The sequence below is a fragment of the Bacillus sp. EKM208B genome (assembly GCF_011800725.1).
GTDB lineage: Bacteria > Bacillota > Bacilli > Bacillales > Bacillaceae > Bacillus > Bacillus velezensis.
Genome location: NZ_JAANHO010000003.1, coordinates 437,827 through 462,371 on the forward strand (window position 1 = coordinate 437,827; position 24,545 = coordinate 462,371).

Here is a 24,545-nt window from a genome sequence, read left to right on the forward strand (position 1 = left end):
TTATCCATTAAAGGAGCGGCGTGTTTCACTTTTCAATCCGGAAAGGAGATTGAAAAAGTCATGAACCATAAACCGAAAGCACTGCAAAAAGGCGACACGGTCGGTGTGATTGCGCCCGCAAGCCCGCCTGAGAGCGGGACGCTGCAAACCGCGCTGCGTTTTTTAGAGAATGAGCTTGGCCTTCAAGTGAAACTCGGCCGGGCGCTGAAGACTCGTCACGGCTATTTGGCGGGAGAGGACCGGGCGCGTCTCGATGATCTCCATGACATGTTTAGTGATCAGAATGTCAAAGCGGTGATATGCGCGTGCGGAGGATTCGGCACGGGCCGCATTGCCGCCGACATCGATTTCGGCTTAATCCGCCGCAATCCGAAAATTTTCTGGGGATACAGCGATATTACGTTTTTACATACCGCCATTCATCAAAATACGGGGCTCGTCACATTTCACGGCCCGATGCTGAGCACGGATGTCGGGCTTGAAGACGCTGATCCCCTGACAAAAGCGTCGTATCATCAGCTTTTTGCAGAAACGGAATTCACCTATACGGAGGACATTTCTCCCTTAGAGGTGCTGACAGGCGGAAGGGCCGAGGGAGAGCTTGCGGGCGGCAATCTGTCGCTCATTACGTCCACGCTCGGCACGCCGTTTGAAATCGATACGAAAGACAAATTGCTGTTTATCGAGGATATTGATGAGGAGCCGTATCAAATCGACAAAATGCTGAATCAATTAAAGATGGCAGGAAAACTGTCAGATGCAGCCGGAATCCTGGTCTGTGACTTTCACCAATGCGAACCGAAAAACAAAGAAAAGTCCCTTACCTTAGAGCAAGTGCTGAATGATTACATTGTCAAATCAGGGAAGCCCGCGCTTAAAGGCTTTAAAATCGGCCATTGTTCACCGAGCTTCGCCGTTCCGATCGGAGTCCGCGCGGTTATGGATACGGCGGCCAAAGCGGTAACGATTGAATCGGGGGTTTCCGGAAGGGAGTGATCAGGCGTGAAGATTACAGATATTCAAACGGGACGGATGTCCGTGCCGCTGAAAAAGCCGTTTAAGACCGCTTTGCGCACGGTTTACAATGCTGAATCGGTCATTGTGAAGCTCACTTTTGACAACGGTCTGACCGGCTGGGGGGAGGCGCCGCCGACGGTTGTCATTACAGGCGACAGCACGGCCGGTATTGAAAGCGCCGTCCACGATGTGCTGAAGCCCGTTCTCTTGGGGCGGAGCCTTTTCGGCACGGAAGCTGTTCTGTATGATATCAGCCGGCTGTTGGAAAGAAATCAAAGCGCAAAAGCCGCGGTGGATATGGCTGTATATGACGGATGGGCGCAAATGCACGGACAGCCGCTTTACCGGCTTCTCGGAGGCTATCGGAATACACTGGAAACAGATTTTACCGTCAGCGTCAATTCTCCTGAGGAGATGGCGGGGGATGCAGACCGTTATGTGAACAAAGGATTTCATATTTTAAAAATAAAAGTCGGCATAGGTGACATATCGGACGATGTTGCCCGGATTCAGGCGATCAGATCACGTGTCGGCGGAAACGTCAAACTGAGATTGGACGCCAACCAAGGCTGGACGCCGAAAGAAGCCGTGACTGCGATCCGAAAGATGGAAGACGCCGGCCTGGGCATTGAGCTGGTCGAGCAGCCTGTTCATAAAGACGATATCGCCGGGCTGAAGCAGGTCACAGATGCCGTAGACACGCCGATTATGGCGGATGAGAGCGTCTTTACCCCCCGTCAGGCCTTTCACGTGCTGCAGACGAGAAGCGCCGATTTAATCAATATTAAGCTGATGAAAGCGGGCGGCATAAAGCAGGCGGAAACAATCAATGCGATGGCCGAAACGTGCGGCGTGGAATGCATGGTCGGCAGCATGATTGAGACCAAGCTCGGCATCACCGCCGCGGCTCATTTTGCCGCGGGCAAACGGAATGTGACAAGGTTTGATTTTGATGCGCCGCTTATGCTGAAAGATGATTTGATTCAAGGCGGCATCACATACAGCGGCAGTCAGATTACGATTCCCGATGAACCGGGTCTCGGCATTACCGGTGTGTCGATACAAGAGGAGGCGAAAGGATGAGAGCAGCCGTTACAGCGGCGGCAGCCAACGTATGGACGCTGCCGTCATCTCCCCGTTCGGATGATGCGCCGATGCTCGAAAACCCGCCGCAGATCAGAAAATGGTTAGTGTCTATGGGATATGAAGAGCGGCTGCAATTATGCACAGACAACCTTGTCCAAACGCAAGTGCTTTTCGGAGAAGAAGTGATCATTCTCAAAGAGGAAGGGGAATGGGCTTTTGTCGCCGTTCCCGGCCAGCCTTCAAACAAGGACGCGCGCGGATATCCGGGCTGGATGAAAAAAAGCCAGCTTTCAAAAGACGGCTTTCATACATCTTCCCCCGCCGTATGGATTACCAAACCGACAGCTTTTTTATATCACACAAACGGCGAACCGGACTTGGAAGTAAGTTTCTTAACGCGTCTTCCGGCTCCAGGACGTGAAAAAGGTTTTTTCCGGGTGGTGACGCCCCTCGGAGAACGGTTCGTAAATGAAGCTGACGCAGACGAGTGCCGGCATACGGAAGGACGGGCGGCCGATGTCATCGAAACGGGCATGATGTTTCTCGGGCTTCCGTATTTATGGGGAGGACTGAGCGGTTTCGGGTTTGACTGTTCCGGGTTTATGTATTCGATATTTAAAGCAAACGGCTATACCCTTCCCCGTGATGCAAAGGACCAAGCAAAAGCCGGGTGCGGCGCGGCGGTAAACGATATCCGGCCGGCTGACCTTTTGTTTTTCGCCTATGAAGAAGGAAAAGGCGCGATCCACCATGTCGGTTTGGCGCTGGGAGACGGCCGAATGCTGCACTCCCCGAAAACGGGAAAAACAATCGAAGTGCTGTCTTTAGAAGGAACCGTCTATGAAAAAGAATTATGTACCGTACGCCGCTGTATAAGCGAAAAGGGGGAATAGAAAATGACGGCATCTCCGCTCCTTGAAGTCAGCGGGCTGAAAATGCATTTTGACGCAGGAAGAAAGAAAGCCGTAAAAGCAGTCGACGGTGTCAGTTTTCACATTAAAAGAGGGGAAACATTCGGACTTGTCGGAGAATCGGGATGCGGTAAATCGACGCTCGGAAGGGTTATTCTCCGTCTGTATGACCCGACGGCCGGTTCGGTATCATATGAAGGGACGGATATACACCGTGCCGCGGCAGAACAGCGGTCTGTCTTCTTCCGCAAGCTGCAGATGATTTTCCAAGACCCTTACGCCTCGTTAAATCCGCGCCTGACCGTAAGGGAAATTATTATGGAGCCGATGGAAATCCACAATCTTTACAATACAAGAAAAGCCCGTCTGATGATGGCGGATGAACTGCTTGAAGCTGTCGGGCTCCATCCGGATTTCGGCAGCCGGTATCCTCACGAATTCAGCGGCGGACAGAGGCAGAGAATCGGGATTGCCAGAGCGCTCTCTCTGCATCCCGAATTTATCGTGGCGGATGAGCCGATTTCAGCGCTGGATGTGTCGGTACAGGCTCAGGTCGTCAACCTTTTAAAAAGGCTTCAGAAAGAGAAAGGGCTGACATTTTTATTTATCGCCCACGATTTATCAATGGTCAAGCATATCAGCGACCGGATCGGCGTGATGTATTTGGGCCGCATGATGGAAATTACAGAAAGCGCTGCGCTTTACCGGGAACCGCTTCATCCTTATACGAAGGCGCTTTTATCCTCAATCCCGATTCCTGATCCGCTTCTTGAGGACAAGCGTGAACGGATTATTCTGAAAGGGGAGCTCCCGAGCCCCCTTAACCCGCCGAGCGGCTGTGTATTCAGGACGCGGTGTCCTGAAGCGATGGAGCTCTGCGGTAAGATAACGCCTGAGCTTGAAGAAGTGAAGGCGGGGCGTTTTGTCGCCTGCCATTTATACAAAAAAGAAAGCTGACAATATAAAGTCAGCTTTCTTTTTTGATTAAACCTGATGCAGAAATGACACGCAGACCGGATACGGAACCGGAATGTCAGATTGAAGCAGAGTCAATTTGCCTGTTTCCGGATCACGTTCAAACAAAACCAGATTTCCCGTTTCTTCGTTTGACGCGACAAGGAATGTCTCGGAAGGGTCAAACGCGAAATCACGCGGCCAGTTTCCTTCTGTCGGCACCCATTCAATCAGAGACAATTCACCGGAATATTGGTTGATCTTATAGATGGCGATGCTGTCATGTCCGCGGTTGGCGGCATAAAGAAATCTGCCGTCTTTAGATATGCGGATCGCGCTGCCTTGCGATTTGTCCGTAAAGCCTTCAGGCAAAGCGGAAATGACCTGCAGCTCTCTGAATTCACCTAAGGTCGGGTTGTATTCAAGCGCGATGACTTCATTACTGATTTCCGTCATGACATAGGCGTATTTTTCCGCCGGATGGAAAACGATGTGGCGCGGCCCTGAACCCGGTGCGAAAGAATGAGTTTTCACCTCTGTGAGCGAACCGTTTTTCATTTGGTAAGTATACAGCGTATCCGTCCCTAAATCGACGGCTGCAATGTAGTTATGCTCAGGTGTATAGCCTGCGAAATGGGTATGCGGTTTCTCTTGTCTTTCATGAGGACCTGTTCCCGTATGAGCGGCTTCGGCAGCCGGCTCCCGCAGACTTCCGTCCTCATTGACGGGAAAGGCGTGCACTTTTCCGCTGTGGTAATTAGCGGTTAACACATATTCATGTTTATCATCAATGCTGACGTGGCATGGAGACGGGCCTTCAATCAGCTGATGGTTCACAAAAGTTAATTCCCCGCTGTTCTGATGAATCTGATAGGCTGCGACGCCGCCTTTTCCGTCTGTCTTTTCAATGGAATACAGCATGCTGTTATCAGAATTCGGAGTGACGTATGTCGGGTTGCCGAGCTTTGCTGCCAGCTTCGGCCGGCTGAGCCGTTTCGCTTCTGTATCAAGTTCAAAACAATAAATGCCTTCGCTTCCGCCTTTTGTATATGTTCCCGCGTATCCTATGTACTTAGCCATTCGGTTTCCCCCTTTAGAGTCTTGTCTTCTCTATATTAACGTATCTTGAAGGAAACTGCCTTGTAAATGTTTAAGATGTTCTGACAAGCGGCAAGGTGCAGCAGCGGAAGGAACCGCCTGATTTAATAATTTCGGAAAACTCGGTTTCAATGACCGTATAACCTCTTTTTCTGAGCTCGCGGTTCGTATGACGGTGCTGCGGCAGGCTGATAATTGTCTGATTGCCGATTGACAGGATATTCGGGCCGAGCGTGAATTGCTCTTCTTCAGGCACTTCTATCATCTCAAAACGTTCGGTGAGAAGATCAATTTCTTTCTGCCGCAAGCCATTTTTGCAGTATAGCGCTTCCGTTTCCGAGATCATATTAAATACACAGTCCAAATGTAAGAAATCCTCCTTGAGAGGGATCGGCACAACCGTCATCTCCGGCAGCGCCTCCTGCAGCTCCCGGACAGCCGCTTTATCCGTGCGCTTGCTCAGCCCGGCGTAAACGGTGCCGTCTGCGATCAAGATGTCGCCGCCTTCAATGTTCGCTTTTTTCAGTCGCGTATAAGGGATTTTCTTATTGTCAAGCAGGTCTTGAAACACTGTTTCTTCTCCCTGCCGGACTGAAGCCGCCATGTTTGAAATAAACGCCGTCTCGCCTAAGACAAATCCGATATCCCGGGTGAATACCTGCTCAGGCAATGCGGAATCGGCAGGCAGCAGGACGACTTCAATCTGATGAGATCTTAAAATGTCAATAAACTCACTATGCTGTTTGAGGGCAACGGGTATGTTAATATTTTCTTGTTTGAAATGTTTCTGCGTTCCGTTAATAATATCCTTGATGGCCATGTGTTCCGGCCGGCATAAGATGACTGTCTGCAAAGCATCAAACTCACTGCGGCAAGCCGGTTTCCGCGTGGATTTGGGAATGGATACGTCCATGTGATATCCTCCTATCGGTATTCAATGTGCGTTTATTATTCCCGGATGTGGTGAATAATGAAACATTTCTGAGAGAATATCTAACCAACTTAATATTTAAAATTTTAGACAAAACGGTCAAAGTATTGTTTAATAGGGTACAGATGAATGAGTCAAAACGACCAGACACCAAAGGGGAGTTTAAATAATATGAAGTTGCCAGAATCAAGATTTTGCAAAGAAACAAGGGTTGTTAAAACAAGCAGGGTTTTTCCGCTTGATACGAATAATCACAATACGCTGTTTGGCGGAAAGCTGATGAGCTACATTGATGATATCGCTTCAATTTCCGCGGCCCGCCACTGCCGGTGTGAAACAGTCACGGCCTCAATGGATTCTGTAGATTTTTTGCGCCCCATCGGCCAACAGGATTCCGTATGCCTTGAATCTTACGTCACATGGGTCGGCACATCGTCTATGGAGGTGTTTGTCAAAGTCATTAAAGAGCATCTGATGACGGGCGAACGCGAGCTTGCGGCAACGTCGTTTCTGACCTTTGTCGCGCTTGATTCAAACGGGAAATCGGTACCCGTTCCGCGGATCGTGCCGGAAACCGAGGAAGAAGTCATGCTTCACAATACGGCAGTTCAGCGCGCCGGAGAACGAAAAAACCGCTTAAAACATAGCAAGGCCCTGGCCGAGGCGCTCGGAACAGATAAACCTTGGTAATCGTCAAACCGCTTTTTAAAAAAGCGGTTTTTTTATGCTGAGAAAGGACTTTTCCTGCCGGATCCATAATCTATAACAGGGAAAGGAGACGTGGCGTGCATGATGAAACATAAGTCTTCCGGCACCATCCTGACAACCGGGCGTATCCGTCTGCGGACTATGCGGGATGACGATGAAGAAAATTTGTACGGGCTGTTTACCGACAGAGAGGTCATGAAATATTATCCTTCTCTCAAAAGCAGACGGGAAACGAAGGAATGGATTGCCTGGAACAAACGATTGACCGCAGGATACGGCGTCAGTCTTTGGATCGCAGAGGATAAAGAGACGGGCGCATTTCTCGGTCAATGCGGAATCGTTCCGCAGACGGTAAACGGAAACACTTTGATGGAAATCGGCTATATGTTTGCCCGCCGCCGCTGGGGCTGCGGCTATGCGACAGAGGCGGCGAACGCCTGTCTGGACTACGGTTTTCATACGCAGCAATACGGACGCATAGCGGCGCTGATTGATCCGGAAAACGCTGCCTCCGTCCGTGTCGCGGAAAAAATCGGCATGGTGCCCGGTGAGACCGTTACCAAATGGGAGAGGCAGCTGACGGTTTTTGACATCACATCTGACGTTGAACGTTTCGGCGAAATGTAGTATGATACGAACAGACATGTTTTCTAGGGTTCCGCATGTTCATACATGGCCTGGTCCGAGAGAAGACACATATGCGGACATATCCCGCATATGCACACGGAGGGAAAAAAGCCCGGGAGAGTCAATCTCATGTGAGACGACTATCCGGGCTTTTTTGTATTGTCCGGATACAGAAAGGGTGAAGAACATGAAATGGGGTTTAGTGGTCATAGCGGCCGTATTTGAAGTGGTGTGGGTCACCGGCCTGAAACATGCTGATTCGGCACTGGCGTGGAGCGGCACGATTACGGGAATCATTATCAGTTTTTATCTATTAATCAAGGCGACAGACAGCCTGCCCGTAGGAACGGTATATGCGGTCTTTACCGGGCTCGGGACAGCGGGCACCGTGCTCAGTGAAATCCTGCTTTTCAAAGAACAGGCCGATCCGGTGAAAATCGTGCTGATCGGCGTTTTGCTGATCGGTGTCATCGGATTAAAGCTGGTCACACAGGATAAGCCTGAGACGAAGGAGGAGAAGGCGTAATGCATTGGATCAGCCTGATAGCCGCGGGTCTTTGTGAAATGCTCGGGGTCATTTTAATGAATCAATTTCAAAAAGAAAAGAAAGTCAAGTGGATTCTTTTCATTATCGCCGGATTTGCGGCTTCTTTTTCCCTGCTTTCTTATGCGATGGAGACGATCGCGATGGGCACGGCCTATGCGATCTGGACCGGTATCGGCACAGCGGGCGGAGCATTAGCCGGCATTCTTTTCTACGGCGAGCAGAAGGATGCGAAGCGCATCTTTTTCATTGCGCTTATTTTATGCGCTGCCGTAGGGCTGAAAATTCTTTCGTAAATTGATTTTTATCAAATCTTCAGTATAATCTATTAGTAAGTTACGAATTATGAAGATACGAGGGATTAAAACAGATGAATTCATATATGACACAGCGGCTGAAAGAATACCGCCGCGGGAATGAGGAAAAAGGGCGCCTGCTCGTCAGCTGCCCCGACCAGCCGGGAATTGTATCGGCCGTGTCGGCGTTTTTGTTTGAACATGGCGCAAACATTATTGAATCAAATCAATACACGACTGACCCTGAAGGCGGACGGTTTTTTCTTAGGATCGAATTCGACTGCAAGGGCATTCGTGAGAAAAAAGAGGACTTACAGCAGGCGTTCGCCTCAATCGCTCAGACATTCGGCATGACATGGAGCCTGTCTCTGGCAAGTGAGCTGAAGCGAGTGGCGATCTTTGTATCGAAGGAGCTGCACTGCCTTCATGAACTGATTTGGGAATGGCAAAGCGGCAATATGATGGCCGAAATTGCGGTCGTCATCAGCAACCACGAAGAGGCCAAAGAAGTGGTCGAACCGCTGAATATTCCGTTCCATTACATGAAAGCTAACAAAGACATCCGCGCCGAAGTGGAGCGGCGCCAGCTTGAGCTGCTGGAGCAGTATAAGATTGATGTGATCGTTCTTGCCCGCTACATGCAGATTTTGACGTCTGATTTTGTATCTGCCCATCCGAATCGGATTATTAACATCCACCATTCATTTCTGCCGGCCTTTATCGGCGCTAATCCGTATAAACGGGCTTATGAGCGCGGAGTGAAATTAATCGGCGCGACTTCTCACTATGTGACGGACGATCTTGACGAAGGGCCGATTATTGAACAGGATATTGAACGAGTCGATCACAGAGATCACGCAGAGGATCTGAAGAATATCGGCAGAACGATTGAGCGGAGCGTGTTGGCAAGAGCCGTAAAATGGCATCTGGAAGACCGTGTCATCGTTCACGGAAACAAAACGATTGTATTTAATTAATGACGGTCCGCCGGGGAGGCGGACTGTTTTTTATGGATGAAAATGTCTTGACAAGAACCTGTTTTCTTTGCATAATATAAAAAAATCATTGAGCGTTGAAGAGGATCAGTACGCAGAACTTTCTGTGACAGAGAGCAAAATGGCCCGCTGAAACATTTTGCCGCATGAAACCTGCCGAACCTGCCTTGGAGTCCTGAGGGGAAAACTCAGGCGCGATAACCTGGCGTTACAGGAAAGCGGGACGCGTGAAAAACGCGTTCAAACAAGGTGGTACCACGGAAAGCCCATTTCGTCCTTATTTTTCAGGACGGAATGGGCTTTTTTTATTGACGAGAGCCGGTTTGGATTGATTGCCACGGAGGAGAAATGATGAAAAAACAAAGAATTGTTGTGAAAATCGGGAGCAGCTCGCTCACCAACAGTAACGGAAGTATTGATGAAGCAAAAATCAAGGAACATACGGAAGCCATTTCTTTATTAAAAGAAAACGGGCATGAAGTGATCCTCATTACCTCAGGCGCGGTGGCAGCGGGTTTTTCCGCTCTCGGCTATCCGTCGCGACCCGTTACGATAAAAGGAAAGCAGGCCGCTGCCGCAGTCGGCCAGACGCTTTTAATGCAGCAATATATGGACCATTTAAAAAGATACGGTCTGACGCCGGCACAAATTTTATTAACAAGAAATGATTTCTCAAAAAGAGAGCGGTACAGAAATGCCTATGCCACTGTAATGGAACTGTTGGAGCGTGGCGTCGTGCCGATTATTAACGAGAATGATTCCACATCAGTCGAAGAGCTGACGTTCGGTGATAACGACATGCTGTCGGCGCTTGTGAGCGGGTTGATTCATGCAGACCAATTAATGATTCTCACAGACATTAACGGGCTGTACGATGCCAATCCGAATGAAAACCCGGACGCAAATCGGTTCGACTATCTGAATGACATTACGCCAGAATTGCTCGGGTATGCCGGATCAGCAGGCTCAAAGGTCGGCACCGGAGGCATGAAGTCAAAACTTCTCGCCGCCCAGACCGCATTGTCGCTCGGGGTGAAGGTATTTATCGGAACCGGCTCCGGACGGGAAAAACTGATGGGAATTTTAGACGGAAAAGGCGACGGCACTTATATCGGCGATAAAGACCTGTCCTCAGTGAATAATACACGGCAATGGATCATGTTTCATTCTCCGATATCAGGGGAAATCATCATTGATGGGGGAGCGGAGCAGGCGATGATCCATAACGGGTCAAGTCTCCTCCCGGCCGGTGTCGCCGATGTCTGCGGCAGTTTTCCGAAAGGGGCTGTAGTGGAAGTCAGAGGGCCCGGCGGCATTATCGGCAAAGGGCAGACGCAGTACTCATCCGATGAAATTTTAGAAGCCAAAGGGAAGCGGAGCGACCAGCTTTCAGGAACGAAGCAGGTGGAAGTGATTCACAGAGATGATTGGGTGAATTTATTTGACGAGGGGGAACACAAATGAGTGAAGTATTGCAAAAAGCGGCTTTGGCAAAAGAAGCGGCTGCCGAAATGGTCATGAAAACGACGGCTGAAAAAAACGAAGCGCTCCAATGTATTGCAGACGGACTCAGAAATGAACGCCGGCTGATTTTAACAGAGAATCAGAAAGATATTGAAGCGGGACGGAACAGAGGACTGACACCTGACATTATTGACAGGCTGACTCTTGATGAAAAACGCCTGCTCGATATCGCGGACGCCGTGGAACTATTAATCGGTCTTGAAGATCCCGTCGGTGAATCGCTGGAGACCATTCAAAAAGAGAATGGATTATCTATTGAAAAAATCCGCGTGCCCCTCGGAGTAGTGGGCATGATCTATGAGGCCAGACCGAACGTTACCGTAGACGCGGCCACACTCTGCCTGAAAACCGGAAACGCGGTTGTGCTCAGAGGAAGTTCTTCCGCCATCCACAGCAACATAGCGCTTGTCAGTGTGATGAAACGCGCACTGGGGCTGTCAAAGCTTCCGATTGATGCCGTTCAGCTCATAGAAGATACAAGCAAAGAAACCGCCAAACAGCTCTTTACATTAAATGACGGGCTGGATGTATTGATCCCGCGCGGCGGTAAAAATTTAATTGATCTTGTGGTCAGGGAATCAACCGTACCCGTTTTAGAAACCGGAGCGGGCAATTGCCACGTGTACATAGATGAGTCAGCAGATCCTCAAATGGCAAGCGAGGTCGTCATCAATGCCAAAACACAGCGTCCTTCGGTCTGCAACGCGATTGAATCTCTTTTGATTCATGAAAAATGGGCCGAAGAACACGGACGAAAGCTGCTGAATCAGCTGACAGAAAAAGGGGTGGAGCTCCGAGGAGACCAGGTGATTTGCAGACTGGAGCCTCAAGCGAAACAAGCAGAAGAAGCCGATTGGGGAGCGGAGTACCTGGCGCCGATTCTCAGTGTGAAAACGGTGCAGGACGTACAGGAGGCGGTCCGCCACATTCAGCAGTACGGCACAAACCATTCAGAAGCCATTCTGACGGAGAACGCCGAGCATGCGGCTTACTTCCAGACCGCCGTTGACGCCGCCGCCGTGTATCATAATGCTTCAACCCGGTTTACGGACGGTTTTGAATTCGGATACGGAGCCGAAATCGGCATCAGCACGCAAAAGCTTCACGCGAGAGGGCCAATGGGGCTTCCGGCGTTAACATCTACAAAAATCATCATCAAAGGAAACGGACAAATCCGCGTATAATCTTTTAAGCTTATCCTTCAAAAAGGGTAGGCTTTTTTTATGCGGAAAGATTGACGGTTTCTATTATATTGTGTAAGATTAAATTGCACACAATATAATAGAGGTGAATTCACATGACAAAACCATTATTTACTGCAACCGTATCAGCCGCCGGCGGACGTGAAGGGAAAGTCACGTCTTCTGACGGAGTGCTGAATCTTGATGTTGCCATGCCGGGAACGCCAAGAGCAAAAAAGCTCGAACATGCCACAAACCCTGAGCAGCTGTTTGCCGCAGGATATTCAGCCTGCTTTGACAGCGCTCTTCAGCTCGTAGCGAGAAAAGAGCGTCTGAGTATTGAAACAGAGGTCACTGCGCATGTCAGTCTGCTGAAAGATGAAGCAGACCAAGGATATAAACTAGGCGTTACGCTTGAGGTCAAAGCATCCGGCATTGATAAACAGGAGCTTGAAGCCCTTATTCAAAAAGCGCACGGTGTCTGCCCGTATTCAAAAGCGACAGCGGGAAATATTGAAGTGAAGCTTCTGGCAGCAGAATAAAAATAAGGATGCCCATTTGGGGCATCCTTATTTTTTGCCGTGCAGCGTATTCAAAACCTCATAAAGCGACTGCTTTAACTGCTTTAATTCCTCTTTTGACCGTCCCGTCTGTTCCAGCATGGCAATGGGAATATCCGCCGCTGTTTTCTGCAAGGCCCGTCCTTCATCTGTGAGCCTGATCGTCACGGATCGCTCGTCTTCAGCCGACCGCTTTCTCATGATGATTCCGTGCTGCTCCATCCGTTTCAGCATCGGTGTCAGCGTTCCGGAATCCAGGTACAAAAGCTCACCCATCCGTTTCACATTCAGTTCTTCGTGCTCCCATAATAAAAGCAGCGCCAAATACTGGGGATAAGTTACGTTGAGCTTATCAAGCAGCGGTTTGTACCGTTTCGTCATTTCCCTTGAGCTTGCGTACAGCAAAAAACAAAGCTGATTCTCCAGTTTCATATGTTCAAAATCTTTTTCTGCCATTACTTCTTTCACCAACTCTTTGTTTGTTAACGTTACCCCTATTGTAGCCGAAAAACGGTCCATTTCCTATTCCTCATGTTTAAAAATATGAGCAGGGGCAATATATACAGTAAGTACAATGAGGAGGCTGATAATAATGGCATTATTTACTTCAAAAGCGACCGCAGTCGGCGGACGAGCAGGACATATTAAATCCGAAGACGGGGTGCTGGATTTTGACATCATCATGCCGAATGCAAAAAAAGACGGAGAAACCGGCACAAACCCTGAACAGCTCTTTGCGGCAGGGTATGCTGCCTGCTTCGGGGGAGCGCTTGAGCTTGCCGCCCAAAAACAAAAAATCGACATGACCTCTGAAATTGAAGGACAGGTCAGCCTTTTAAAAGATGAGAGTGACGGAGGTTACAAAATCGGCGTAACGCTCGTCATTGATACAAAAGATCTTGACAAAGAAACGGCGGAGAAGCTAGTGCACGCCGCTCACGAGTTCTGTCCGTATTCAAAAGCAACAAGAGGAAATGTAGACGTCAAACTTGAATTAAAATAAATCAACGAACGAATATCCCGGATTTTATATCCGGGATATTTTATTAACGAAAACATCAGTAATGATCTCTTCTCTCCCGGAATAAGAATACGATATAGCACTTTTGCATAATGACACCAAGAGAAAAGAGGGAGAAATCGATGTCTCTTCCAAACATACCGAACATCACCCCCGACATTACACTCTCCAGATGTGAGACCCTGAACCTCCTTCTTTCATCCGTGGCTATGGAAGAAATCGGACTATCCCATATTCTGCAGGCGGAAGCGGAAAGGATTCAAATGTTTCTCGGCGCTTCCGGCGATCCCTCCTTGGAGGAATTGTCATCAATCAATAGAAGCACTGAACGGCTCCTGCGCACCGTCATGAAATCACAACTCCTTTTGCAGACGAAGCTTGAGGACATTATCTTCTTACAGGATTCTGAAGCCTGTATGGACCCGGACGACCCAAGCAATCCGAGTAATCCGGGCGATCCTGATGACCCGTGGAATCCGGACGACCCAAGTAATCCGAGTGATCCGGGCGATCCTGATGACCCGTGGAATCCGGACGATCCCAGTGATCCGGATGATCCGGAAGATCCGGAAGATCCATGCGACCCGTGCTTTCCGAATCCGCATCCTGAAGATCCGTGTGACGGCCTGTTTTACGGCCGCATTGGCTGCTGTGAGTGCGGGGATTGTGAGGACTGCGGTTGGAAGAAAAAAGGCGGGGAGCGTTCATAAAAAAAGAGACGGGTGAAGCATATGCCGTATCCAAGCATCTCAAAAGCGAAACAGACATCTTTTGAAGCCATGCATTGCCTCACGATTGCGCTGTTAAATATATTATCTGTGACCGTGGATAAAAGAAGGGATTCAGATTACAAAGAAGAAATCAGGCTGTTCTCCGCATTGTGCCGCTGGCAGATGGAAACTGGCGGCCGTCTGTTTTTAATGGTCAGCCTGGAAGAAGAGCAGAAGCAGATGTATGAGCGGCACTTTCATGAAATGAAGACAGTGACGGAACGAACGAAAAAATTCATTTTTGAAAGCCCGCGCGAATTCCGGGCGCATCCCATTACGAAGCGGGCTGTCAGGCAGCTTCAGGAATGGGATGCAGAATCAACTGCCGAACCTGCCGTCAGATGGGTGCGGCCTGTCATCATAACGATGAACGGCACTCCTGAACGGCCTTGGTTCAATCAACAACTCCAAAATCGGGAAAGGTGAGAAAATGAGCGGAAATGCTGAATGTAAACTGACTCTTTGCATGATTGTGAAAAACGAGGAGAGATACATCTCCCGTTGTTTATCAAGTGTACAAGACATCGTTGATGAGATCGTCATCGCAGACACCGGATCACAAGATAATACAAAAGATATCTGCAAAAGCTTTCAGGCAAGAGTGTTTGATTTCGAATGGGAGAATGATTTCGCAAAGGCCAGAAATTACGCCCTGCAGCATGCCGAAGGGGATTGGATTTTAATGCTTGACGCGGATGAAGAGCTCGATCAGGAGACGGGCCGCTTTTTAACTTCGCTGCTTCATGACGGATTACCGAGCCGGGGCCTTTTGAAAATCATCAATTATACGGGGAAGCAGCTCGATGAAAACGAAGCGTTTGAAAGCATGCAGCCGAGACTGTTCCGCAATCATAACGGCCTTCTGTATCAAGGCAGAATTCACGAGAATATCTCGGCTTCCAATGAGGAAGAAAACAATGCTTTTTTCACGCTCCCATGTGTGATTCATCACTACGGCTACTTGGAGCAGGAAGAAAAGATCAAGCAAAAACATAAACGGAATATCAGCATTTTAAATGAAGAGCTTTCAGAGGAAAACCCTGATCCGTGGCTTGTCTATCATTTGGCAAGTGAATGCTACAGAATAAAAGACTATGAAAAAGCATTACATCTTGTCAACGGCTCAATTTTTCAATTTTTAAGCGAAAAACGAATGCCTCCGTCTCTCCTGTATTATTTGAAATATACAATATTGCTTGAGCTCAAACGGTATGAAGAAGCCGAACAAGGGATTGAAAAAGTGCTCAAGCTATATCCTGATTACAGCAATCTTCATTATTATAAAGGCCTTGTATTATATCATTTGGAAAAGTACAGAGCGGCAATCAAAGCATTTGAAAACGGAACGCAGGTTGAAGGAGAAAACGCTGATCACTTAATTTTAAAAGGTGCCGCCGATTTCAGAGCTTTTTATTATATGGCGAAATGCCATGCTGAATTAAACCATGATATGACGGCCATCGCTTACGCCAAAAAATCCGTGAAGTTCAATCCTCAATTTAAACCCGCGCAAGAGCTTCTGTCTCAATTAAAAAAGGATCAGCGGACAAACGCCTGATCCTTTTTTTTGCATGTTTCATTAAGATAATCGAATAATGTTTAAAGCTGCACCGACGCTTCCTCCAAGCAATGTGGCCGCACCCAATAATCCGAACAGCTGAAGCTGGATGGTGCTGCCTGCTGGCAAAGTCACAATAAAGGAGTTATTAAAGTTTGCCAAAGACGCGACCGGGGCGATAATCGAACTTGCAGGAGGAGTGCCGTTGATTAAAATACGCGAACTTACAAGCAAGCCGGCCGTTAAATTAATATGGTAGGAGATATAGTAACGTCCCGCCGGAGCAACGGTGAATACGGTATTTGCGGCATTAGCCGTTATATCCGCCGAAAGGTTTTGTTCATTCGGTAAAGAAATGGTCGTGCCGCCGACAATAACTGCGACAACACCGCCGCCCGTATTGCTTGCATAGCCGGAAGTTGCTGTCAGACTTGTTCCGGTGCTTCCGGTCGGTCCGGTGCCGCCAGTAGCGCCAGTGCTTCCAGTCGGTCCGGTGTCGCCAGTAGCGCCGGTAATTCCAGTCGGTCCGGTAACGCCAGTAGCACCGGTAAATCCGGTCGGTCCGGTTTCGCCAATAGCGCCGGTGCTTCCGGTCGGTCCAGTAACGCCAGTAGCGCCGGTGCTTCCGGTCGGTCCGGTGTCGCCAGTAGCGCCGGTGCTTCCGGTCGGTCCGGTGCCGCCAGTAGCGCCGGTAAATCCGGTCGGTCCGGTAACGCCAGTAGCACCGGTAAATCCGGTCGGTCCGGTGCCGCCAGTAGCGCCGGTGCTTCCGGTCGGTCCGTTTTCGCCAGTAGCGCCGGTGCTTCCGGTCGGTCCGGTGCCGCCAGTAGCGCCGGTGATTCCCGCCGCAGCTAAAAGTGTATAGTCAGCTGAGGCTCCAGGGGTTCCCGCCGGGCTGTTTACGTTTGCGACGTAAGAGCTGCCGTTGAAAGTAACTGGCTGTCCGGCGGTATAGGCAGCGGCGGCGAGGGGATCAAACGGTACGATGCCTTGCAGTCCGGCGCCCGTGACCCCTGTCGGCCCTGTCGGCCCCGCGGCGGCAAGCAGTGTATAATCCGGCGATGTCCCGGGAATGCCTGAAGGGTTATTGATATTTACGACATAAGAAGCACCCTCATACAATACAACCTGCCCCGCTGTATAAAAAGGTGCAGCAGCGGGATCAAAATCTGTCAATCCTGTCAATCCGGCTCCTGTAGCGCCTGTTGGTCCGATCGGCCCGGTTGATCCTGCGGCAGCTAAAAGCGTATAATCGGCAGACGTATCCGGAATCCCTGCCGGCGAAGGTGTGTTCACGACATAGGAGCTTCCGTTATACAATACAACCTGTCCGGGTGTATAAGTGGGAGCAATCAGCGGATTAAAAGCAACAATCCCTTGAAGACCCGCACCGGTGACCCCCGTCGGCCCGGTCGGTCCGGTTGGCCCTGTCGCTCCGGCCGGGCCGATTGCTCCCGTAGGTCCTGCGGGCCCTCCGGCTGGTCCCGTCGGCCCCGTAGCACCAGTCGGTCCCGCCAGTGTAGGGATATTTGAGATACTGTCCAATTTTGAACCGAGAAGAAGCTCCTGTTTCATTAAGCTGTCAAGCGTATCCCGGACGCTCTCATTCAGGTTCAGAATATCCGCAAGACTTGACGGGGGCCCTGTTAATCCGGGAATCGTTCCGAGCGCGTATTGGATTTTTTCCCCTTCCGCATTCAGAATATGTGCCATTCCCAGCTCTTCCATAGCAATTGACGAAAGAAGAAGGTTAATGGTATCGTCTCTGGAAAGTGTAACGACAGGGGTGATATTAGGCAAATTAGGCTGTGACACAATGTCCCTCCTTATGAGTTGGCTGAAAATCATTTTATTACGAACAAAGTTCCCCGAAATAAGCGTAAGCAGTACTGTATCAGTATATTCACTGACTCTGTCCAAGTTTCTGAACGAATTCCCGCATTAAATTCATCATATATGAAGGAAATACTTTAAATATAGAGAAAATACATCGCACAGCATTCGCAAATCGGTCAAAATGACAGCGGGACATGTGATCGTCTATAAAGCGATGGCTACATATCTTGAGCGTTTCCAGCAAAAACTCTCTTTTTCATTTCAAGTTTTCTGTATAAAAGGGCGAGAAGCATGGATGGGATCGTACAAACAATCATTCCGATAAAGGCATACCGGGGTTCAATTTCATATAAAAAACCTCCGAAAATAGTAAATACCGCAGTGCTCCAGCTGAGAGCAAGCGCTGAATATATGCCTTGGGCTTTCGGGATTTGCGCCGGTGAAATATTCTTAATTAAGTATTTCATAAATGCATAGTGTCCCATCGCGAATGAACAGGCATGCAGCGTCTGCGCAATACAGAAAATGATGACATGCGGAAAGGCAAATACGAGTATCCAGCGTACGGTAGCACCAAGCGCCGCCAAGGCGAGCAAAGAGCCTGCCGTAAATTGATGAAAGTATCGGTCAGCGATTGCAAAGAAGATAATCTCCGCGATAACGGCGATGTTGATGATGATTCCGATGGCATATGCGGGCGCATCGATTTCCTGCAAAAAGAGATAACCGTAATTGTAGTAAGATGCATGTGCCGCTTGCAGTAAGATAACGATTGCGAGCACCAGACCGAAATATTTGATGCGGAATAAGGCAAACATACCCTCTTTTCTTGCGCGGTCTGTTTCCGGCCGTTTTGAAAGAACAGCTGGCGCATGCATAAAGCTGAGACATGCGAATATCAGGGTGCCCAAAAGCAGTGCCCATAAAATCGCTTGATCTCCGAATATACCTGTAAAGACGGACAGGATGACGCCGGCTGAAACAAAACCCGCGGACCCCCACTGGCGGCTTGTCCCATAAGCCTTTAATTCGTTATGCTGTACAAGGACGCCGCAAGCGCTGTCTAAAGCAGGCATTAAAGCAGGGTAAAACACATGCAGCACTAATGTGACAAGAAGCAGGCTTTGAAAAGAATCAGCGGAAATATAACATAAAAGTGCGAGAAGCGTCCCGATTCTGGCGCCGTTTAATAAGGCTTTGCTGCTGAATTTTCCTGATAAATAAGGGAAGAAAAATAATGTGGAAATCCCTCTTGCCGCCAAGCCCAGGCTCATAATGAAACTGGCTTCGGATACGGAAACCCCTTTTATATGCACCATCCATCCCGTCCAATAGGGCAGAAAAACACCCCATGTCATAAAAAAACTAAAAAAATGCAGACTCATCCAGCGATATGCTTTCATTCCCGTTCCTCCTTTAATTGGCATGTTATCATGTAAAGACATAAAGACAATATGAGATATCTCATATTTTTGGGGTGGACGATGGAAATTTATAAAGGCGAGAAAAAGCGGCATCAGTTAGAAAAACACTCAATCGCGCATTTATTCTCTTTCCCCGCTGAAAAGTTTATGGAAGTGCGCGAATATGAGCGGGACGAATGGATGATTCAAGAGGGCAGGAGGCCTGACTTCCTGTTTTACGTGATTGAAGGAAAAGCGAAAATATATGTAACCCATCAAAACGGGAAAGTTTCTTTAATTAATTTTATCAACAAAAATGATTACATCGGAGAGATGGAACTATTACATGAAGTGTATTACACAAAAGGAATTCAAGCCTCAGCGAAGACTGTTTGTTTTGCTCTGCCTATTTACCGCTGCCGCGCGCAATTGCTGCAGGATGCGAAATTCCTGCGTGAATTGGCTAAGTTTTTAAGTGCTAAGGCAACGCTTATGGCTTCGAAATATTCACAAAGTCTGGCGTTCCCGCTTGAAAACCGGCTTGCTGATTTTATTTTGCAGACGGCTTATGAAGGGGTTTATAAAGAGAAGCACGTAACGGTCTGTGATTATTTGGGTGTATCTTACCGTCATCTCTTGCATGTGCTGACGCAATTCTGCCAAAAAGGGTATTTGCAAAAAGAAGGGCGGGGCTATCAAATTAAGCAGCATGATTCATTATATGAACTTGCAGAAGCGCTGAAGAATAAGTAGCACGCCCAGAAAAAACAGCCACCCGCAATTTGCGGATGGCTGTTTTTTTTATACAAGCTGAGCTTGTTTTTTTCGTGCCTGTTTCGCGGCGTCGACCATATTTTTTAATGCCGCAACGGTTTCTTCCTGCTGTCTTGTTTTCAGTCCGCAGTCCGGGTTTACCCAGAAGCGGTCAGTCGGACACACTTCAAGCGCGTCATCAATAATTTGATAGATTTCTTCAGTTGCCGGCACACGCGGGCTGTGAATGTCGTATACACCGAGTCCGAGGCCTTTCACGTAAGGATGTTCTTTCAAGTATTCTAAAAATCCTCCGTGGCTTCTGCTGTGTTCGATTGTAATGACATCCGCGTCAAGATCATTGATCGTATCTACGATATCTTCAAAGTTGCTGTAACACATATGCGTATGAATCTGCGTCTCATTTTGCACAGAAGACGTCGTTAATCGGAATGCTTCTGCGGCCCAAGTTAAATATTCATCCCAATCCTGCGTTTTTAACGGCAGTCCTTCGCGGAGCGCGGGTTCATCCACTTGGATAATTTGGATACCGGCATCTTCAAGCGCTTTTACTTCTTTTCTGAGGGCAAGCCCGATCTGGAAGGCGATTTCTTTTCTTGAAATATCCACACGCGGGAATGACCAGTTTAAGATGGTGACAGGTCCCGTCAGCATGCCTTTCATGTGTTTTTCCGTCAGCGATTGGGCGTAGACCGTATCTTTTACCGTCATCGGTTCGATAAATTCGACATCTCCGAAAATGACAGGCGGACGTACGCAACGTGAACCGTAAGACTGCACCCATGCATATTTCGTAAAGGCGAACCCAGCCAGTTTTTCACCGAAGTATTCGACCATGTCCGTCCGCTCAAATTCTCCGTGAACGAGCACGTCTAAGCCGATTTCTTCCTGAATGTCAACCCAGCGCTTCGTTTCCGCATTAATAAAGGCTTGGTACTGTTCATCCGTCCAATCTTTTTTCCGCCATTTTTGCCGTGCGCTCCGCACCTCGGCAGATTGAGGGAAGCTTCCGATTGTCGTCGTCGGCAGAAGGGGAAGACCGAGTGATTCATTTTGCAGCGCCAATCGTTCTTCAAAGCTTGCGGGACGGGAGAAATCTTTTTCCGTCAGCTGATTCAGCTCTTCTTTTTGAGCTGAGTTCGCTCCTGTTGCGAATGCTTTTAAAGCCTTGAGTGCCGCTTTTGATTCTTCGATCTGCTCACTGACGGCCGCTTTTCCGGACAGAAGCCCTTCTTTTAAGACGCCGAGTTCCGCCAGTTTTTCTTTAGCGTATGACAGGCCGTTCAGCAAATCCTTTTCAAGATGCTCGTCAGGGTGTTTTGCCACCGGCACGTGCAGAAGGCTGCTTGAAGGCTGAATCCATAACTCCTCAACGTCAGCATGGCTGAGGATATCCAGAGCCGCATCAAGGCGTTCTTCAACATCGATTTTCCAAATGTTGCGGCCGTCGATCACACCGGCTGCCAGCACTTTATCTTTCGGGAAGCCGTGCTTTTTCAGCTGCTCAAGGTTTCTGCCTTTATCATGCACGAAGTCAAGCCCGATTCCCTGTACGGGATAAGAAACGAGTTCTTCATATGCATCAACCGAATCAAAGTATATCTGCAGGAGAACATTCAGTCCTGAAAGCTCTTTTGTGATCGCTTCATAGAGGTCTTTGGCGGCACGGACGTCTTCAGAAGAAGCTGTCACAAGGGCCGGCTCATCGATCTGAACCCATTTGACGCCTTCAGCTTCAAGCTCTTTCAGCAGCTGCACATAAAGAGGAACAAGGCGTTTTTGAATCGCTTTCGCTTCTGATTCTTCGTATCCTTTCGCAAGCGTGACAAATGTGTACGGACCGACAATGACAGGTTTCGTTTCCGCTCCGAATTCTTCTTTGATCCGGCGGTAGTCATCAAGCTGTTTGTTTCTCGTCAGACGGAATTCAATGCTTTCGTCATATTCAGGAACGATGTAATGGTAGTTGGTATTAAACCATTTCGTCATTTCACTGGAAACGGCGTCTTTTACACCGCGGGCAATCGCAAAGTATGTATCAACGGGATCCGTGATGCTGCGGAATCTTTCCGGAATCCAGTTAAAGCTGACGGCTGTATCAAGCATATGGTCATAATGGGTGAAATCAGAGACCGGCACGATATCGATATGTTGGTCAAGCTGTGTTTTGACAGCTGATAAGAATAAACCGTCAAGTTCTTTAAGAAACGTTTCTTTGTCAGTGTTTCCTTTCCAATAAGCCTCAAGCGCTTTTTTCCATTCTCTGTTCAAGCCGATTCTCGGAAAACCGAGGTTCGAAGTTTTGATTGTTGTCATTAAGTTTCCTCCTTTAAGTGAGATGTAACAAAAAAGCCCCTTTCTCATGAGAGAAAGAGGCTTTAACTTCAAAATGTAAGCCTCTCTCATCTCTCAGATCACGTCTGATGGAATTAGCACCGTGCCTTATGAGACAGTCGTCTCGGCGCAAAAATCACGCGCCCCATTTCACAATGGAATTACGGTCGGTTGCTGTTGGGGTCAAAAGGCCAATCCCTCGCCCAACTCTCGATAAGAGAAAGTATTTCAATTTTTTTGAAAAGTTACATCATTTGTTGGTTATCTTATCAGCTTATTCAGATCACTGTCAATAGAAAATCTCACATTTTAAAAATTGGTGATGTGACAAGTTGACCATTCATTATATGAGAAAAATATCAGAAAGACAGCAGCTGTGCCTGTTCGGCTCTTTCCATCAGCACTTCAGGCGCGTCTAAATACAGAAACCCGTTCCCGGCCAATGTTTTGGCGATGTCCAAAGGAAGGGTCCGCCGCACGAGCTGGGCGTAGACTTCAGCCTCAGAAAGCGTCCGCTGAAACGCGTCCTGTTCAAGCCCTTTTATTAAGGCAAGCGCTCCGCTCACATGCGGGGCGGCCATTGAAGTGCCCGTCAGCTTCCCGTATTTATGGTTGGGAAGGGTGGAGAGAATATTTTCTCCCGGAGCCACCAGGTCAATCTCTTTATTGGCGTTTGAAAATTCAGACGATTTACGGGCGATTGAGACTGATCCGACTGCGATCACTTCGTTGTAAGCGGCCGGATACGACAGTTCCTCTGTACGCTCGTCTCCGTCGCCTTCGTTTCCTGCCGCGCAAACGACCAGAACACCGCTTTTTACCGCATTTGCGACGGCTTCTTTCAATTCAGGCACATCGCTTGGCCCGCCGAGTGACATGGAAATGATATCGGCCTTTTGTTCAACGGCGTAGTTGATGCCGTTAATGATCCATTCGTATTTGCCGCTGCCGTTTTGACCGCCGAGAACTTTAACAATTAAGAGGCTTGCTTCCGGCGCGACACCCGAAATTCCGCCGTTTGAATCATTGGCGGCAATCGTTCCGGAAACGTGTGTCCCGTGTCCGTTATAATCGGAAATCGCGTCTTCTTTGCCTCCGTCATCATCGGTGAAGTTTTTCCCGCCGACAATCCGGTCTTTCAAATCAGGATGATTGATGTCGCAGCCTGTGTCAAGCACCGCGATTTTAATATCCTTGCCTTTAAACCCTTTTGCCCACAACTCTGGCGCCTTAATCACTTTAATACCCTCTGGAAGCTCGTTCACATCCATGATCTGTTCATCCGTGACATAAGGAATCAAATGCATTTCACCATTCATAAAAAAGCCCTCCTTTTTTATGCTTGCGAGTGGATACAAGGGTGTTGCTACTATTTTATGGCAGAGCATGCCGGCCGGAAAGAGTCATTTGAAGCATTTTCATAAAAAAGGCGTAATCTATTGCACTAAAAAATTTCAAATAAATGGATAGTTTAACAGCTTTTATTTTCATTCATGACCCGCTGACGCTATAATTGGAAATGGGAAAGGAGAAGAGATATGAAGATAAATGAAGCATTATACGACTATTTTACAGAACAAGCGGATCAAATTGCGGAAGAGTGGATCGAAACGATGGAAGATTCGGACCCGAATTCGGTTTATTCTTTGGCAAATCCTGTCATCACAGAAGAACTGACGGAGCAGGATAAAGAATTTTACCGGCATATTAATAAAATGTATATCATGCCGGAAAAAGAATTTTTAGAAGAGTTCGAGCAGTGGGTGATTGAGCTCGCGAAAGACCAGAAGCATCTGGATACACCCGTCCAGTATGTGGTCCGTGAATTCATGAGAAACCGGAGGCTATACATCAGTTATTATGATGCGTTTGCCGATAAACATGAATCTTCGTTTGCAGAGGGAGAAAGGAAGAAATGGGAGAATTTAATTGTACGAGTATTTGATTTTACGATTTACACGTTTGTCGATCATGCCGAGCATAACTCGAAAATGCAGCTGAACGCGCAAAGAGAAATGATTTTGGAGTTAAGCTCTCCGGTTATCACGCTGAGCAAACGGACGGCGCTGCTGCCGCTTGTCGGCGATATTGACACGGAGCGCGCCAAATTCATTCTTGAAAATACGCTGAGCACATGTGCCAAACGGCTGATTGAACATCTGTTTATTGACCTATCGGGTGTAGTGGTTGTCGATACGATGGTGGCGCATCAGATTTTTAAATTAATTGAGGCGCTGAAATTGATCGGCGTCACGTCCACTTTATCCGGAATCAGGCCGGAAATCGCTCAAACCGCCGTACAGCTCGGCATTAATTTCTCAGATATTACGATCAAGTCCAATCTCGCTCAGGCTCTCAATTATCATCAATAACATACATAACAAAACAGGCTGCCGAATCACTCCGGCGGCCTGTTT

At 48.3% G+C, this 24,545-nt stretch carries 25 protein-coding genes, 2 riboswitches and 1 other annotated feature; of the genes, 18 read left to right on the top strand and 7 right to left on the bottom strand.

From position 1 onward, the window contains the following. The first annotated feature begins 60 nt into the window (after positions 1–60). Genes G9F75_RS07835 through G9F75_RS07850 form a run of 4 tightly spaced genes read left to right on the top strand, consistent with a single transcriptional unit; the run spans position 61 to position 3,971 of the window. Positions 61–996 (top strand): S66 peptidase family protein, encoded by a 936-nt coding sequence (locus G9F75_RS07835; protein WP_022553463.1) that lies wholly within the window; start codon positions 61–63, stop codon positions 994–996. A 6-nt stretch (positions 997–1,002) separates the two neighbouring features. Further along, entirely contained in the window at positions 1,003–2,100 is a 1,098-nt protein-coding gene (locus G9F75_RS07840; protein WP_021493812.1) for a mandelate racemase/muconate lactonizing enzyme family protein, read from the top strand. Continuing rightward, entirely contained in the window at positions 2,097–2,996 is a 900-nt protein-coding gene (locus G9F75_RS07845; protein WP_022553461.1) for a C40 family peptidase, read from the top strand. The genes G9F75_RS07840 and G9F75_RS07845 overlap by 4 nt, the downstream gene beginning before the upstream one ends. A gap of 3 nt (positions 2,997–2,999) precedes the next feature. Next, positions 3,000–3,971 carry an ABC transporter ATP-binding protein gene (locus tag G9F75_RS07850; RefSeq protein WP_007610864.1) on the top strand — a complete coding sequence of 324 codons (972 nt, stop codon included), beginning with the start codon at positions 3,000–3,002 and terminating at the stop codon, positions 3,969–3,971. Positions 3,972–3,998: 27 nt separating this feature from the next. Here the strand turns inward: G9F75_RS07850 and G9F75_RS07855 are convergent, their stop codons facing one another. Both G9F75_RS07855 and G9F75_RS07860 read right to left on the bottom strand, forming a co-directional pair. Further along, positions 3,999–5,048 carry a lactonase family protein gene (locus tag G9F75_RS07855; protein ID WP_021493810.1) on the bottom strand — a complete coding sequence of 350 codons (1,050 nt, stop codon included), beginning with the start codon at positions 5,046–5,048 and terminating at the stop codon, positions 3,999–4,001. A 70-nt stretch (positions 5,049–5,118) separates the two neighbouring features. Then, a complete protein-coding gene (locus tag G9F75_RS07860; RefSeq protein WP_154817620.1) occupies positions 5,119–5,979 on the bottom strand; it encodes a dimethylarginine dimethylaminohydrolase family protein in 861 nt (286 codons plus the stop codon). Between the two features lie 189 nt (positions 5,980–6,168). Between G9F75_RS07860 and G9F75_RS07865 the strand changes: the two genes are divergently transcribed. From G9F75_RS07865 to G9F75_RS07900, 8 genes are all read left to right on the top strand, one after another. After that, entirely contained in the window at positions 6,169–6,687 is a 519-nt protein-coding gene (locus G9F75_RS07865; RefSeq protein WP_021493808.1) for an acyl-CoA thioesterase, read from the top strand. A gap of 99 nt (positions 6,688–6,786) precedes the next feature. Next, on the top strand, positions 6,787–7,332 hold the full coding sequence (locus G9F75_RS07870; RefSeq protein WP_167409028.1) for a GNAT family N-acetyltransferase: 546 nt from the start codon (positions 6,787–6,789) through the stop codon (positions 7,330–7,332). Between the two features lie 12 nt (positions 7,333–7,344). Beyond that, positions 7,345–7,453: riboswitch (guanidine-I (ykkC/yxkD leader) on the top strand. A 66-nt stretch (positions 7,454–7,519) separates the two neighbouring features. Next, positions 7,520–7,858: a DMT family transporter gene (locus G9F75_RS07875; RefSeq protein ID WP_007407236.1), complete on the top strand. Its 339-nt coding sequence runs from the start codon at positions 7,520–7,522 to the stop codon at positions 7,856–7,858. Beyond that, positions 7,858–8,172 (top strand): DMT family transporter, encoded by a 315-nt coding sequence (locus G9F75_RS07880; protein ID WP_007407235.1) that lies wholly within the window; start codon positions 7,858–7,860, stop codon positions 8,170–8,172. Before G9F75_RS07875 ends, G9F75_RS07880 begins: the two co-directional genes overlap by 1 nt. Before the next feature lie 74 nt (positions 8,173–8,246). After that, positions 8,247–9,149, top strand: coding sequence for a formyltetrahydrofolate deformylase (purU, locus tag G9F75_RS07885; protein ID WP_003154764.1), 903 nt, complete (start codon positions 8,247–8,249; stop codon positions 9,147–9,149). Positions 9,150–9,235: 86 nt separating this feature from the next. Further along, positions 9,236–9,449 (top strand) — a binding site (T-box leader). A gap of 69 nt (positions 9,450–9,518) precedes the next feature. Then, positions 9,519–10,631, top strand: a complete 1,113-nt coding sequence (gene proB / locus G9F75_RS07890) for a glutamate 5-kinase (RefSeq protein ID WP_032863785.1) — start codon at positions 9,519–9,521, stop codon at positions 10,629–10,631. Then, positions 10,628–11,875: a glutamate-5-semialdehyde dehydrogenase gene (gene proA / locus G9F75_RS07895; RefSeq protein ID WP_012117384.1), complete on the top strand. Its 1,248-nt coding sequence runs from the start codon at positions 10,628–10,630 to the stop codon at positions 11,873–11,875. Before proB ends, proA begins: the two co-directional genes overlap by 4 nt. 113 nt (positions 11,876–11,988) lie before the next feature. Then, entirely contained in the window at positions 11,989–12,414 is a 426-nt protein-coding gene (locus tag G9F75_RS07900; RefSeq protein ID WP_007610880.1) for an organic hydroperoxide resistance protein, read from the top strand. Positions 12,415–12,441: 27 nt separating this feature from the next. Here G9F75_RS07900 and G9F75_RS07905 read toward each other — a convergent pair whose 3' ends face one another. After that, on the bottom strand, positions 12,442–12,951 hold the full coding sequence (locus G9F75_RS07905; protein ID WP_014417547.1) for a MarR family winged helix-turn-helix transcriptional regulator: 510 nt from the start codon (positions 12,949–12,951) through the stop codon (positions 12,442–12,444). A 73-nt stretch (positions 12,952–13,024) separates the two neighbouring features. On the opposite strand from G9F75_RS07905, the gene ohrB reads away from it, so the two are divergent. The 4 genes from ohrB (at position 13,025) to G9F75_RS07925 (ending at position 15,781) form a co-directional block, all read left to right on the top strand. Next, a complete protein-coding gene (gene ohrB, locus G9F75_RS07910; RefSeq protein WP_003154758.1) occupies positions 13,025–13,435 on the top strand; it encodes an organic hydroperoxide resistance protein OhrB in 411 nt (136 codons plus the stop codon). A gap of 140 nt (positions 13,436–13,575) precedes the next feature. Continuing rightward, positions 13,576–14,163, top strand: a complete 588-nt coding sequence (locus tag G9F75_RS19965) for an alpha-helical endospore appendage domain-containing protein (protein ID WP_221414859.1) — start codon at positions 13,576–13,578, stop codon at positions 14,161–14,163. Between the two features lie 21 nt (positions 14,164–14,184). Beyond that, positions 14,185–14,649, top strand: a complete 465-nt coding sequence (locus G9F75_RS07920) for a hypothetical protein (RefSeq protein WP_017417627.1) — start codon at positions 14,185–14,187, stop codon at positions 14,647–14,649. A gap of 4 nt (positions 14,650–14,653) precedes the next feature. After that, entirely contained in the window at positions 14,654–15,781 is a 1,128-nt protein-coding gene (locus tag G9F75_RS07925; protein WP_021493801.1) for a glycosyltransferase, read from the top strand. 21 nt (positions 15,782–15,802) lie between these two features. Here the strand turns inward: G9F75_RS07925 and G9F75_RS07930 are convergent, their stop codons facing one another. After that, positions 15,803–17,596 carry a collagen-like protein gene (locus tag G9F75_RS07930; protein ID WP_167409029.1) on the bottom strand — a complete coding sequence of 598 codons (1,794 nt, stop codon included), beginning with the start codon at positions 17,594–17,596 and terminating at the stop codon, positions 15,803–15,805. Positions 17,597–17,835: 239 nt separating this feature from the next. Then, the gene (locus G9F75_RS07935; protein WP_167409030.1) at positions 17,836–19,020 is read right to left on the bottom strand and encodes an MFS transporter; all 1,185 of its coding nucleotides are present in this window, start codon (positions 19,018–19,020) and stop codon (positions 17,836–17,838) included. An 81-nt stretch (positions 19,021–19,101) separates the two neighbouring features. On the opposite strand from G9F75_RS07935, the gene yeiL reads away from it, so the two are divergent. Next, on the top strand, positions 19,102–19,773 hold the full coding sequence (yeiL, locus tag G9F75_RS07940; RefSeq protein WP_029973055.1) for a transcriptional regulator YeiL: 672 nt from the start codon (positions 19,102–19,104) through the stop codon (positions 19,771–19,773). A 48-nt stretch (positions 19,774–19,821) separates the two neighbouring features. On the opposite strand, the gene metE is transcribed toward yeiL, so the two are convergent. Both metE and G9F75_RS07950 read right to left on the bottom strand, forming a co-directional pair. Next, positions 19,822–22,110 (bottom strand): 5-methyltetrahydropteroyltriglutamate--homocysteine S-methyltransferase, encoded by a 2,289-nt coding sequence (gene metE, locus G9F75_RS07945; protein WP_167409031.1) that lies wholly within the window; start codon positions 22,108–22,110, stop codon positions 19,822–19,824. Positions 22,111–22,193: 83 nt separating this feature from the next. Continuing rightward, a riboswitch (SAM riboswitch) is annotated at positions 22,194–22,348 on the bottom strand. Between the two features lie 139 nt (positions 22,349–22,487). Continuing rightward, positions 22,488–23,447 carry a S8 family peptidase gene (locus G9F75_RS07950; RefSeq protein ID WP_014417556.1) on the bottom strand — a complete coding sequence of 320 codons (960 nt, stop codon included), beginning with the start codon at positions 23,445–23,447 and terminating at the stop codon, positions 22,488–22,490. A gap of 219 nt (positions 23,448–23,666) precedes the next feature. Here G9F75_RS07950 and G9F75_RS07955 point away from each other — a divergent pair, with 219 nt between their 5' ends. Continuing rightward, complete coding sequence (locus G9F75_RS07955; protein ID WP_014417557.1) at positions 23,667–24,500, top strand: STAS domain-containing protein; 834 nt, start codon at positions 23,667–23,669, stop codon at positions 24,498–24,500. Positions 24,501–24,545: the final 45 nt, after the last annotated feature.